This window comes from Shouchella sp. JSM 1781072 (assembly GCF_041949915.1).
Taxonomy (GTDB): Bacteria; Bacillota; Bacilli; order Bacillales; family Bacillaceae_D; genus Shouchella.
Genome location: NZ_JBHFQE010000006.1, coordinates 21,263 through 35,545, shown reverse-complemented (window position 1 = coordinate 35,545; position 14,283 = coordinate 21,263). Strand labels below are relative to the sequence as shown.

Annotated in this window: 10 protein-coding genes; all 10 read right to left on the bottom strand. The window is 42.3% G+C overall.

What is annotated here, in order from left to right; all coding sequences use genetic code 11:
* Window positions 1-18: 18 nt before the first annotated feature.
* Window positions 19-639, bottom strand: a complete 621-nt coding sequence (gene rplC / locus ACE1TH_RS20020) for a 50S ribosomal protein L3 (protein WP_099305465.1) — start codon at window positions 637-639, stop codon at window positions 19-21.
* A gap of 40 nt (window positions 640-679) precedes the next feature.
* A complete protein-coding gene (rpsJ, locus tag ACE1TH_RS20015; RefSeq protein WP_099305467.1) occupies window positions 680-988 on the bottom strand; it encodes a 30S ribosomal protein S10 in 309 nt (102 codons plus the stop codon).
* Between the two features lie 280 nt (window positions 989-1,268).
* On the bottom strand, window positions 1,269-2,459 hold the full coding sequence (tuf, locus tag ACE1TH_RS20010) for an elongation factor Tu (RefSeq protein ID WP_099305469.1): 1,191 nt from the start codon (window positions 2,457-2,459) through the stop codon (window positions 1,269-1,271).
* 117 nt (window positions 2,460-2,576) lie between these two features.
* Window positions 2,577-4,655, bottom strand: a complete 2,079-nt coding sequence (gene fusA / locus ACE1TH_RS20005) for an elongation factor G (RefSeq protein ID WP_099305471.1) — start codon at window positions 4,653-4,655, stop codon at window positions 2,577-2,579.
* Between the two features lie 36 nt (window positions 4,656-4,691).
* Window positions 4,692-5,162 carry a 30S ribosomal protein S7 gene (gene rpsG, locus ACE1TH_RS20000; RefSeq protein ID WP_099305473.1) on the bottom strand — a complete coding sequence of 157 codons (471 nt, stop codon included), beginning with the start codon at window positions 5,160-5,162 and terminating at the stop codon, window positions 4,692-4,694.
* A gap of 38 nt (window positions 5,163-5,200) precedes the next feature.
* Window positions 5,201-5,620: a 30S ribosomal protein S12 gene (gene rpsL / locus ACE1TH_RS19995; RefSeq protein WP_099305475.1), complete on the bottom strand. Its 420-nt coding sequence runs from the start codon at window positions 5,618-5,620 to the stop codon at window positions 5,201-5,203.
* Between the two features lie 97 nt (window positions 5,621-5,717).
* Window positions 5,718-5,966 carry a 50S ribosomal protein L7ae-like protein gene (locus tag ACE1TH_RS19990; RefSeq protein WP_099305477.1) on the bottom strand — a complete coding sequence of 83 codons (249 nt, stop codon included), beginning with the start codon at window positions 5,964-5,966 and terminating at the stop codon, window positions 5,718-5,720.
* Window positions 5,967-6,063: 97 nt separating this feature from the next.
* Window positions 6,064-9,684 (bottom strand): DNA-directed RNA polymerase subunit beta', encoded by a 3,621-nt coding sequence (gene rpoC, locus ACE1TH_RS19985; RefSeq protein ID WP_255224354.1) that lies wholly within the window; start codon window positions 9,682-9,684, stop codon window positions 6,064-6,066.
* 111 nt (window positions 9,685-9,795) lie between these two features.
* Window positions 9,796-13,338 (bottom strand): DNA-directed RNA polymerase subunit beta, encoded by a 3,543-nt coding sequence (gene rpoB, locus ACE1TH_RS19980; protein ID WP_099305481.1) that lies wholly within the window; start codon window positions 13,336-13,338, stop codon window positions 9,796-9,798.
* Between the two features lie 306 nt (window positions 13,339-13,644).
* Window positions 13,645-14,259 (bottom strand): class I SAM-dependent methyltransferase, encoded by a 615-nt coding sequence (locus ACE1TH_RS19975; protein WP_099305483.1) that lies wholly within the window; start codon window positions 14,257-14,259, stop codon window positions 13,645-13,647.
* Window positions 14,260-14,283 lie beyond the last annotated feature (24 nt).

The following is a 14,283-nucleotide window of genomic DNA, read 5'->3' as shown; positions in this document are numbered from 1 at the left end:
GGCCTCCTTTCTATAACATTAAGCTTTAACTGCAGATTGAACAGTTACGTAGCTTTTTTTCGCTCCAGGAACGTTACCTTTTACTAGAAGAAGATTACGCTCTTCATCTACACGAACGATCTCTAGGTTTTGGATTGTAATTTGCTCTCCACCCATACGTCCAGGTAATAATTTACCTTTGAATACGCGGTTTGGCGCTACAGGTCCCATTGAACCTGGGCGACGGTGGTAACGAGAACCGTGAGTCATAGGTCCACGAGATTGGTTATGGCGTTTAATTGCGCCTTGGAAACCTTTCCCTTTAGATGTACCTGTTACATCAACGACTTCTCCTGCTGCAAATGTTGTTACGTTAATCGCTTGACCAACTTCTACCTCGTCAAGTTTAACGTCACGGATTTCCTTGATGAAGCGCTTAGGTGTTGCTTCTGCTTTCGCTGCATGACCCGCTTCTGGTTTGTTAGGCTTTTTCGCATCAGCAAAGCCGATTTGAATTGCTTCATATCCATCTGATTCAATTGTCTTCTTTTGAAGAACGACGTTTGGCTCAGCTTGAATTACTGTTACAGGAATGGCTTCACCGTTTTCAGCAAACACTTGAGTCATACCAATTTTTCTTCCTAAGATTCCTTTGGACATCCGTTACACCTCCTATTAAATATATAAATTTTATTTTAGCTTATAGCTTAATTTCAATATCAACGCCAGATGGTAAATCTAAACGCATTAAAGCATCCACAGTTTGTGGTGTTGGATTCACAATGTCAATTAGACGTTTGTGCGTACGCATTTCAAACTGTTCACGAGAATCTTTGTACTTGTGAACTGCTCGTAATACTGTGTATACAGATTTCTCAGTTGGAAGTGGAATCGGTCCTGATACGCTCGCACCTGAACGTTTTGCCGTTTCAACAATCTTCACAGCTGACTGGTCTAGCACACGATGATCATACGCTTTTAAACGAATACGAATCTTTTGCTTTGCCATGATAGCCCTCCTTTTTCGCCCATTTTATAAAATAGACATACTCCGCGGAAATTTCCTCACCCTCCCATGGCAAAGGGGCCGGGTGTGTCAGCAACCTTCCGCATCATCGCTGTCAAACATGCCACACATAATAATTGTATTTCTAGTATAAAAACAAAGAAACGCACCTATCGGGCACACTTCTACTATTATATAGACTAATACCTATGAATGCAAGGGGTTATGCTGTTTTTTTCAAAAGAAAAAGAGGACGAAATAAATCCGTCCTCTTTTTTATTTATTACTTCTGGATTGTAGCTACAACGCCAGCGCCTACAGTACGGCCACCTTCGCGAATTGAGAATTTAGTACCTTCCTCAAGTGCGATTGGAGCGATTAGCTCAACAGTCATTTCAACGTTATCACCAGGCATTACCATTTCAGTACCTTCTGGTAATTGGCAGATACCAGTTACGTCAGTTGTACGGAAATAGAATTGTGGACGATAGTTAGAGAAGAATGGAGTATGACGTCCACCTTCTTCTTTTGAAAGAACATAAACTTCAGCTTTGAAGTTTGTGTGTGGCGTGATTGTACCAGGCTTAGCTAGTACTTGTCCACGTTGGATATCTTCACGAGCTACCCCACGAAGAAGCGCACCGATGTTGTCGCCAGCTTCAGCATAGTCAAGAAGCTTACGGAACATTTCTACACCTGTAACAGTTGTAGATTTTTTCTCTTCTTCAATACCAAGGATTTCTACAGTATCACCAACGTTAAGTTGTCCACGCTCTACACGACCAGTAGCAACTGTTCCACGACCAGTGATTGAGAATACATCCTCAACAGGCATCATGAATGGCTTATCTTTGTCACGCTCTGGAGTTGGGATATATTCGTCAACAGCGTTCATAAGCTCAACGATTTTTTCTTCCCACTCAGCTTCACCTTGAAGTGCTTTAAGAGCAGAACCTTGGATAACTGGAGTATCATCACCAGGGAAGTCATACTCAGAAAGAAGGTCACGTACTTCCATTTCTACTAGTTCAAGTAGCTCTTCGTCATCTACCATGTCACATTTGTTTAAGAATACAACTAGGTAAGGTACGCCTACTTGACGAGAAAGAAGAATGTGCTCACGCGTTTGTGGCATTGGACCGTCAGCAGCAGATACTACTAGGATTCCGCCGTCCATTTGCGCAGCGCCAGTGATCATGTTTTTAACATAGTCAGCGTGACCTGGGCAGTCAACGTGTGCATAGTGACGAGTATCAGTTTCGTATTCAACGTGCGCAGTAGAGATTGTAATTCCACGCTCACGCTCTTCTGGAGCACCGTCAATTGCGTCATACGCCATTGCTTGGCCTTTACCAGAACGCTTAGCAAGTACAGTTGTAATTGCAGCAGTTAAAGTTGTTTTACCATGGTCGACGTGTCCAATTGTACCGATATTGGCATGTGTTTTGGAACGATCAAATTTTGCTTTTGCCATGATTCATTTCCTCCCTTAAATACAGTTAATTTTTTTATTCATAAGAAAGGTAGCTGACTAGCAGCCAATTCCTTTCCTAGCTTACAATAAATCATCACTCAAAACAACGCGGAAGCATTACGCTCCAGTTTGCTTTTTAATGATTTCCTCAGATACACTCTTCGGCACTTCTTCGTAGTGATCAAAGAACATAGAATACGTTCCGCGACCTTGCGTACGAGAACGAAGGCTTGTCGCATAACCGAACATTTCAGCAAGTGGAACAAACGCCTTAACGATTTGTGCATTACCACGAGCTTCCATGCCTTCAACACGTCCACGACGAGCTGTTACATCACCCATAATGTCACCCATGTATTCTTCAGGGATAACAATCTCAACTTTCATTAGAGGCTCAAGTAGAGCTGGGCTACATTTTGATTTCGCATTTTTCAATGCCATAGAAGCGGCAATTTTAAATGCCATCTCAGACGAATCGACATCATGGTAAGAACCATCATAAAGTTTCGCTTTAAGATCGATTACAGGGTATCCAGCAATCATACCATTATCTAGTGCTTCCTCAATACCTGCTTCTACAGAAGAGATATATTCACGAGGTACTGCACCACCGACAATCGCATTTTCGAATTCAAATCCAGCGCCTTCTTCGTTCGGAGAGAACTCAACCCAAACGTGACCAAACTGTCCACGACCACCAGACTGACGTACGAATTTACCTTCAACTTTTGCAGACTGACGAATTGTTTCACGGTAAGAAACTTGTGGTGCACCCACATTCGCTTCTACCTTGAACTCACGTTTCATACGATCAACAAGAATGTCTAGGTGAAGTTCACCCATACCACCGATAATCGTTTGACCCGTTTCTTCATCAGTGTGCGTTTTAAACGTAGGATCTTCCTCTGCTAGTTTAGCAAGAGCAATAGCCATTTTATCTTGGTCTGCTTTTGATTTAGGTTCAACAGACAAGTGGATAACTGGATCAGGGAACTGCATGGACTCTAAGATTACAAGGTTCTTTTCATCACATAAAGTATCACCAGTTGTTGTATCTTTCAAACCTACTGCAGCCGCAATATCGCCTGAGTATACAGTTGCAATCTCTTCACGAGAGTTTGCATGCATTTGAAGGATACGTCCAACACGCTCACGCTTGTCTTTAGTCGCATTACGAACATAAGAACCAGAGTTAAGCGTACCAGAATAAACACGGAAGAACGTTAGTTTACCAACGAATGGATCTGTCATAACCTTAAATGCTAATGCAGAGAAAGGTTGATCATCACCAGGCTCACGAGTCACTTCTTCTTCAGAATCTGGCACGTGTCCGCGAATTGCCGCAACATCAAGAGGAGATGGTAGGTAATCAAGAACCGCATCAAGAAGCGCTTGAACACCTTTGTTTTTGAAAGCTGAACCACAAATTACAGGATAAAATTCTACGTTGACTGTACCTTGACGGATAGCCGCTTTAATTTCGTCCTTTGTTAATTCTTCGCCTTCAAGATATTTCATCATTAACTCTTCATCTAGCTCAGCAACTGCTTCAACTAATGATTCACGCATTTTTTTTGCTTGTTCTTCATATTCAGCAGGGATATCTGTTACTTCCCAGTTTTGACCAAGATCATCTTTAGAGATGTGCGCAGTCATTTCAATCAAATCAATAAATCCAGAAAACTCATCTTCTGCACCGATTGGCAATTGAATTGGGTGAGCATTTGCTTGCAAACGATCACGTAACGTTCCTACTGAATACATAAAGTCTGCACCCGTTTTATCCATCTTGTTGACGAATACGATACGTGGTACACCATATGTTGTTGCTTGACGCCATACAGTTTCTGTTTGCGGTTCAACACCAGATTGTGCATCAAGTACCGCAACTGCCCCATCAAGTACACGCAAAGAACGCTCTACTTCTACCGTAAAGTCTACGTGTCCAGGAGTATCAATGATATTGATACGGTGGTCTTTCCACTGAGCTGTTGTCGCAGCAGACGTGATCGTAATTCCACGCTCTTGCTCTTGCGCCATCCAGTCCATTTGAGAAGCACCTTCGTGTGTTTCACCAATCTTATGCACACGACCTGTGTAGAACAAAATACGTTCAGTAGCGGTTGTTTTACCGGCATCGATGTGAGCCATGATGCCGATATTACGTGTATCTTTTAAGGAGAATTCTCTTGCCATAGTAACGTTCTCCTTTCAACCTTATATTTTAAAATCTTACCAACGGTAGTGAGCAAACGCTTTGTTCGCTTCTGCCATTTTATGCATATCTTCACGTTTCTTAACAGCTGAACCAGTGTTGTTCGCTGCATCAAGAATTTCGTTAGCAAGACGCTCTTCCATTGTCTTTTCGCCACGAAGACGTGAATAGTTTACTAACCAACGTAAACCTAGTGTTGTACGACGGTCAGGTCTAACTTCAACCGGTACTTGATAGTTTGAACCACCAACACGGCGAGCTCTAACTTCAAGAACTGGCATGATGTTTTTTAATGCTTGATCGAAAACTTCCATAGGTTCGTTTCCGCTACGCTCTTTAACAAGATCAAAAGCATTATATAAAATCGTTTGAGCTGTTCCACGCTTCCCGTCAACCATGATGCGGTTGATGAGGCGGGTTACAAGCTTGGAATTATACATTGGATCAGGTAATACATCACGACGTGGTACTGGACCTTTACGAGGCATGTGTCCCCCTCCTTTCACCGATTATCCTTATTTGTTTATTACTTTTTCTCTTTTGGTTTTTTCGTTCCGTATTTAGAACGACTTTGCATACGGTTTTGAACACCTGCAGTATCAAGTGCACCACGAACGATGTGGTAACGTACCCCTGGTAAGTCTTTTACACGACCTCCACGAATAAGTACAACACTGTGCTCTTGTAAGTTGTGTCCAATTCCTGGGATGTATGCAGTAACCTCAATTGAGTTCGTTAGACGTACACGAGCATATTTACGAAGAGCCGAGTTCGGTTTCTTCGGTGTCATTGTACCAACACGTGTGCACACCCCACGTTTTTGTGGAGAAGATACATTTGTTTGTGCTTTTTTGTAGCTATTGTATCCTTTATTAAGTGCAGGTGAGTCAGACTTTTTCACTTTGTCTACGCGACCTTTACGAATTAACTGGTTAATAGTAGGCATTTTTGTTTCCTCCCTTCCCTTATTTTAAGACCACCGATCCAGGTGGTTCATGTTTAGGCAAAAGAATAAGTTGTCTTGATCACTCAAAACAAACTTTCTATTTCCTTAACGCTACAGTGGCTGCACCGACTTCAATTCCACATGCTTTACCAAGCTGCTTCATCGAATCGACATATACGACCGCAACATCTGTATCAATAGCAGCACCGACGACCTCTTGCTTTATACGCGGATCGGCATCGTTTGCCACGTACAGCTCTTTAATTAAATGAGCATGTAGTGCTTTCAGTGTCTGTTTTCTTCCGATCACTCGATCTTTCGCCTGTTCTACTTTTTCATAAGACATTGTCATACCTCCAAAGCAGCAGACTATCAGGCACACTTTGATATAGTATCACCGTGAGATAGGCTGTGTCAACAGCCTATCCGGTGATTTTCGCAAATTATTCTTGAACAAGCGCCTCTTCAGAGACAACTTCTTCCTTTTGTTCTGCTTTTTCATCATGTGCAGAATGAATGCCGAGGTTTTTGTAGCGCTGTAATCCTGTTCCAGCTGGTACAAGTTTCCCGATGATAACATTCTCTTTAAGTCCAAGAAGTTCATCACGCTTTCCTTTAATCGCTGCATCAGTTAGGACACGAGTTGTTTCCTGGAATGACGCTGCTGACAAGAAGGAATCTGTTTCAAGAGACGCTTTGGTAATCCCAAGTAAGACAGGTCGACCAGTTGCCGGTCGATCATTGCTTATTAAGACTTTACTGTTAGCATCATTAAACTTCTGAATTTCCACGAGTGAACCAGGTAATACACCAGTATCCCCAGCATCAACAACACGAATTTTACGAAGCATTTGGCGAACCATTACTTCCACGTGCTTATCGCCAATTTCTACCCCTTGTAGACGATAAACTTTTTGAACTTCACGTAAGAGGTATTCTTGAACGCCGCCCATACCTGTTACTTTAAGCAATTCTTTTGGATCGATTGAACCTTCAGTAAGTGTTTGGCCTGCAACCAATTTATCACCAGGAACAACTTTTAGACGAGATCCATAAGGAATCGCATAGTTTTTCGTTTCAAGAGCGTTTTGAATGGTCACTTCACGCTTATCACCATCTTTAACGTCGATTACTTCCCCGTCAATTTCGGTAATTGTCGCTTGACCTTTAGGGTTACGAGCTTCAAACAATTCTTGAATACGCGGAAGACCTTGTGTAATATCGTCTCCGGCTACACCACCTGTGTGGAATGTACGCATTGTAAGCTGTGTTCCTGGCTCACCAATTGATTGAGCAGCAATAATACCAACTGCTTCACCAACTTCAACGTCGCTTCCGGTAGCGAGGTTACGACCATAACATGCCTTACATACGCCGTGACGAGTATTACATGTAAATACAGAACGGATGGTAACTTCTTCAACACCTGCGTCAACGATTTGTTTCGCAATGTCTTCGCTCATCAATTCACCGCGGCGAATAAGAATCTCTTCTGATTCTGGATGACGGACAGTTTTGAACGCTACACGACCTACAAGACGGTCATATAAATTCTCAATTGTTTCTGTACCTTCTTTAATTGCAGCTACTTCAAGACCACGATCAGTACCACAATCGTTTTCACGAACAATAACATCTTGTGCCACATCAACAAGTCGACGTGTAAGGTAACCTGAGTCAGCAGTCTTAAGTGCTGTATCAGCAAGACCTTTACGCGCACCGTGGGTAGAGATAAAGTACTCGAGTACTGTTAGCCCTTCACGGAAACTTGATTTGATTGGAAGTTCAATGATACGTCCAGATGGGTTAGCCATTAGTCCACGCATACCAGCTAACTGCGTAAAGTTAGATGCGTTACCACGGGCACCTGAATCACTCATCATAAAGATTGGGTTACGCTCGTCAAGTGTTCCCATTAACTTACTTTGGATGACGTCTTTCGCTTCACTCCAGATGGAAATGACACGATCATAACGCTCTTCTTCAGTAATTAGACCACGACGGAATTGCTTCGTAATACGTTCAACCTTTTTGTCTGCTTCTTCAAGAATCTCTTTTTTCTCAGATAGAACTACGATGTCAGATACACCAACGGTAATACCAGCTTTTGTTGAATAAGTGAAACCAAGGTCTTTCATGCGGTCAAGCATCTTAGACGTTTCTGTAATCTTAAATTTCTTAAAGACTTCAGAAATGACGTTACCTAGGAATCCTTTCTTGAAAGGAGCAACAATTGGACGATTTTTAAATTCAGCTTTGATATCTGTATCACTTGATACAAGATACTTATCTGGTGTTTCAACTTCAAGATTTAAGTTTGTAGGCTCATTCATATACGGGAATGAGTCTGGCATGATCTCATTAAAAATTAACTTACCGACAGTTGTTAGAAGAAGCATATCTTGTTGCTCTTCTTTAAACGTTGGTTTATTTAAAGAGGAAACAGGAACCGCTACTCTTGTATGAAGATGAACATAACCATTTTGGTACGCAATAATAGCTTCGTTTGTATCTTTAAATACAGAACCTTCTCCACGCGCTTCTGCATTTTCCATCGTTAAATAGTAGTTACCAAGTACCATATCTTGTGATGGCGTTACAACCGGTTTACCATCCTTAGGGTTCAAGATGTTTTGAGCTGCTAGCATAAGGATACGTGCTTCAGCTTGCGCTTCTGCTGATAATGGTACGTGTACAGCCATTTGGTCACCGTCAAAGTCAGCATTATAAGCTGTACATACGAGAGGGTGTAGTTTAATTGCACGGCCTTCAACTAAAATCGGTTCAAATGCTTGAATACCAAGGCGGTGAAGAGTTGGTGCACGGTTCAATAATACTGGATGCTCACGAATGACTTCTTCAAGCACATCCCATACTTCCGGCTGAACACGTTCTACTTTTCTCTTCGCACTTTTGATGTTATGAGCCAACCCTTTTGAAACAAGTTCTTTCATAACGAAAGGCTTAAATAGTTCAAGCGCCATTTCCTTTGGCAATCCGCACTGGTACATTTTCAAGTTCGGTCCTACAACAATTACAGAACGACCAGAATAGTCAACACGTTTTCCTAGTAAGTTTTGACGGAAACGACCTTGCTTCCCTTTTAGCATGTGAGATAGTGATTTTAACGGACGGTTACCAGGACCTGTTACAGGACGACCACGACGACCGTTATCAATCAACGCATCCACCGCTTCTTGAAGCATACGTTTCTCATTTTGAACAATAATATTTGGTGCGCCTAAATCTAAAAGACGCTTTAGACGATTATTACGGTTAATAACACGACGATATAAATCATTTAAATCAGAAGTTGCAAAACGTCCACCGTCTAATTGCACCATCGGACGTAGTTCCGGCGGAATAACGGGTAGAACATCAAGGACCATCCATGAAGGTTCATTTCCTGAATTACGGAATGCCTCTAACACTTCTAGACGTTTGATTGCACGGGTACGTCTTTGCCCCTGTGCCGTTTCTAACTCTTCTTTTAACGCATTTACTTCTTTTAATAAATCAATATCTGCTAAAAGCTTACGAATCGCTTCAGCACCCATAGAAGCTGTAAACGTACGACCATATTTATCATAGTACGCACGGTACTCTTTTTCAGAGAGAAGTTGTTTCTTTTCAAGAGGCGTGTCGCCTGGATCTGTTACAACATAAGATGCAAAATAAATGACTTCCTCAAGAGAACGAGGAGACATATCTAGCACTAGCCCCATTCGGCTAGGAATCCCTTTAAAATACCAGATGTGAGAAACAGGTGCAGCTAATTCAATGTGCCCCATCCGCTCACGGCGTACTTTTGCACGAGTGACTTCAACGCCACATCGGTCACAAACGACACCTTTATAACGAACACGTTTGTATTTCCCACAATGACATTCCCAGTCTTTTTGTGGACCAAAGATACGCTCACAAAAAAGACCGTCTTTCTCCGGCTTTAACGTACGATAGTTAATCGTCTCAGGTTTCTTCACTTCACCACGAGACCAAGAACGAATCTTATTTGGCGATGCCAAACCAATTTTCATGTATTCAAAGTTATTTACATCGATCAAGGGGCCAACCTCCCTTATGATTTCCACTTATGTGGAGTCCCTTTTATAGGTGTTACTTTCCACCCTCTATAAATGGATGAGGGAAGGAGGATTTCTCCTCCCTCCTCACTATTAAGCTTGTGATTCGTTTGTTTCAAGTTGGAGATTTAGCTTTTCAGACGTTTGCTCATCTTCATCATCTAATTCTCTCATTTCAATCTCTTCTTCGTTGCTTGAAAGCATCTTCACGTCCATGCCTAGAGACTGTAATTCTTTAATTAATACTTTAAATGATTCAGGAACACCCGGTTCAGGGACATTCTCACCCTTAACAATTGCTTCGTACGTTTTCACACGTCCGACTACATCATCCGATTTTACAGTTAAAATCTCTTGAAGGGTATAAGCAGCTCCATAAGCCTCGAGTGCCCAAACTTCCATCTCACCAAAACGCTGTCCACCGAACTGCGCTTTACCACCAAGTGGCTGCTGGGTAACAAGAGAGTAAGGCCCTGTTGAACGTGCATGTAATTTATCATCAACCATGTGTGCAAGTTTAATCATGTACATGATCCCTACAGATACACGGTTATCAAACGCTTCACCTGTACGTCCATCATAAAGAATTGTCTTTCCGTCACGAGCCATGCCCGCTTCGTCAAGAGTTCCCCATACATCTTCTTCACGCGCTCCATCAAATACTGGTGATGCAACATGAATGCCAAGCTTACGAGCAGCCATTCCTAAATGGAGCTCAAGCACTTGTCCGATGTTCATTCGCGAAGGTACCCCTAATGGGTTTAACATGATGTCGATTGGTGTTCCGTCTGGAAGATACGGCATATCCTCTTCTGGAAGGATACGTGAAATAACACCTTTATTTCCGTGACGACCAGCCATCTTATCGCCTTGGTTAATTTTACGCTTTTGTACGATGTAAACACGTACGAGTTGGTTCACGCCTGGCGGAAGTTCATCGCCGTCTTCACGGTTGAAAATCTTTACGTCTAAGACAATTCCGTCTCCACCGTGTGGTGCGCGGAGTGACGTATCTCGGACTTCACGCGCTTTTTCCCCAAAGATTGCGTGTAAAAGACGCTCTTCAGCTGTAAGTTCGGTTACACCTTTTGGCGTTACTTTACCAACGAGAATATCGCCGTCTTTTACTTCTGCACCAGTACGGATAATCCCACGCTCATCAAGGTTGCGCAATGCGTCCTCACCTACGTTTGGAATATCTCTTGTAATTTCTTCAGGTCCAAGTTTTGTATCACGAGCATCACTTTCATACTCTTCTATATGAACAGATGTGTACACATCGTCTTTAACAAGACGCTCACTTAAAATGATCGCATCCTCGTAGTTATACCCCTCCCATGTCATGAAACCGACAAGAACGTTACGGCCAAGCGCCATTTCGCCTTGTTCCATTGAAGGACCATCGGCAAGGATTTCGCGTTTTTCAACAACGTCACCTTCACGAACAATCGGGCGTTGGTTATAACTTGTTCCTTGGTTCGAGCGAATAAACTTTTGCAGTCGGTATTTATCAAGGTCGCCTTTGACTTGCTTCCCGTCAACCTCTTCCATACGACGTACCCAAATTTCTTTCGCTGTTACACGTTCAACTTCACCAGGATACTTCGAAACAACCGCTGCACCAGAGTCTTTCGCAGACATATGTTCCATTCCTGTACCTACTAGAGGCGCTTCCGGAACTAACAATGGCACTGCCTGACGTTGCATGTTCGCTCCCATTAATGCTCGGTTGGAGTCATCGTTTTCCAAGAACGGAATACAAGATGTAGCGGCTGATACAACCTGTTTCGGCGATACATCCATGTAATCAATTCGTTCGAAAGGAACAACCGTGTTTTCACCACGGAAACGAGCAATGATGTTTTCGTCAACAAACGAACCATCATCATTCAATTTCGCGTTCGCCTGAGCAACCACATAGTTATCCTCTTCATCAGCTGTTAAGTAATCAATACGAGCTGTTACTTTACCAGTCTCAGGGTCCACACGACGGTACGGCGTTTCCATGAAACCAAACTCGTTTACTTTCGCATAAGATGAAAGAGAGTTAATTAGTCCGATATTCGGTCCCTCTGGCGTTTCAATCGGACACATACGGCCATAGTGGGAATAGTGAACATCTCGCACTTCCATGCCAGCACGTTCACGTGTTAAACCACCAGGTCCAAGCGCAGATAAACGGCGCTTATGCGTTAACTCAGCAAGTGGATTTGTTTGATCCATGAACTGAGAAAGCTGAGAACTACCAAAGAATTCTTTTATAGACGCAATAACCGGTCGAATGTTAATAAGCGCTTGTGGCGTAATCACATTCGGATCTTGGATCGACATACGTTCACGAACTACACGCTCCATACGAGAAAGACCAATACGGAACTGGTTTTGTAAGAGCTCTCCTACTGAACGTAAACGACGGTTACCAAGGTGATCAATGTCATCTGTATCGCCAACGCCGTGCAATAAGTTAAAGAAATAACTAATTGAAGCGATGATATCTGACGGCGCAATATGCTTTACATTACGATCAACCATACCGTTACCAATAACAGAAATAGTTCGATCTTCATCAAGGTCATCCGCAGCTTGAATACGAATCGATTGAATCTCAACGTCTGATTCTTCAAGTACCCCACCAGACGTACGAGCTGTGCGGAAGCCGACGTTTTTCTCTAAATATGGAATAAGCTTATCAAGTGTACGACGGTCAAGGAGCGTTCCCTCTTCTGCCAATACTTCGCCTGTTTCAGGATCGACTAATTTTTCTGCTAGACGTTGATTGAAAAGACGGTTCTTTATATGAAGCTTCTTATTAATCTTATAACGTCCAACATTCGCTAAATCATAGCGTTTCGGATCAAAGAAACGAGACTCTAACAAACTCTTCGCATTTTCGACTGTCGGTGGTTCTCCCGGACGTAGACGCTCATAGATTTCTAACAGTGCTTTGTCCGTTGAATCTGTGTTGTCTTTTTCAAGGGTCGCACGCAAGTACTCATTTTCACCTAAAAGGTCAATGATTTCTTGATCAGAACCAAAACCTAGCGCACGTAGTAATACCGATACAGGAATCTTCCTTGTACGATCGATACGAACATAAACGATGTCTTTTGCATCCGTTTCAAGTTCAAGCCACGCTCCACGATTCGGAATAACGGTAGCTGTGAACCCCTTTTTACCGTTTTTATCAAGTTTTTGGCTGTAATACACACTAGGTGAACGAACAAGCTGAGATACGATAACACGTTCTGCACCATTGATGACAAACGTGCCTGTTTCTGTCATGAGAGGGAAATCCCCCATAAATACTTCTTGTTCTTTTACTTCACCTGTTTCTTTGTTGATTAGACGTACCTTCACTCTTAACGGAGCAGCAAAAGTTACATCACGCTCTTTCGACTCATCAACCGGATATTTAGGCTCACCCAAGCTGTAGTCAATAAATTCCAAGACTAAGTTACCTGTAAAGTCTTGGATTGGAGAAATGTCTTGGAACATTTCTCTTAAACCCTCATCAAGAAACCATTGATAAGAAGCTGTTTGAATTTCAATTAAGTTTGGCAGATCCAGCACTTCATTAATTCGCGCATAGCTTCTTCGCTGGCGGTGACGTCCATACTGAATTAGTTGACCTGTCAACTGATTCACCCCTTAAATCTCGCGTTTTAGTATCTAAACTTACAACTGTTTGATTATCATTGACTCATAGTCAAACAGATTGATCCTAATGCCTTACATGATCTAACACAAAAATGTTAGACTATACAAAACGAACAAAAAGCTTTATAGTATGAAAATCAGAAACATTTTTCATATAAATACGTATTGCTCTAGCATAACCAAAAATGAACCGTTTCAATCATTGAGCGTTCTCTCATGAATTTGGAAACGGCATTTTAGGCAGTTATACGCATTAAATAATAATAGCATAGAGAAAAAACCAAGTCAATTTTTTCTTGCAAAAAAGATAAAATACCCCTTATCCTTCTTTTTTACCTCGACCGCTTCTTCTCCAAAAAGCGACTCTAACTTTGATCGTGTAGACGACGCACCTTGCTTTTTCTGAATAACTACCCATAAGGTCCCACCAATGAGCAGCCTATTCCATGCATCTTCATAAATATCGTGGACTGTTTTCTTACCGGCTCTAATTGGCGGGTTCGTCATAATTGAAGCAAACTCCTCAGCATCACTTAAATCAGTAACGCCGTTTTCATAGCAGCGAACTTCGCAATTACTTACACCATTTTTTGATGCATTCTTTTCAGCCAACTGACACGCACGTTGATTTATATCCAGCATGACAACATGACGATTTGTATAGGCTTTAGCGATCGATAGACCAATCGGCCCATAACCACAGCCGACATCCAAGATCTTACCACTCACTTCAGGAGCTTCATAGGATTCTATTAAAAGCCTACTTCCGAAGTCAACTTCACCTTTTGAAAACACACCGCGATCAGTTGTGAAAGATAAGACCGTATCTCTTAGAGTATAGTTCCATGTTCGCTCGTCATGGCCAACCTTGGGTGAATGGGAGTAGTAATGATCACTCAACAAAATCTCTCCTTTTCTTTATGG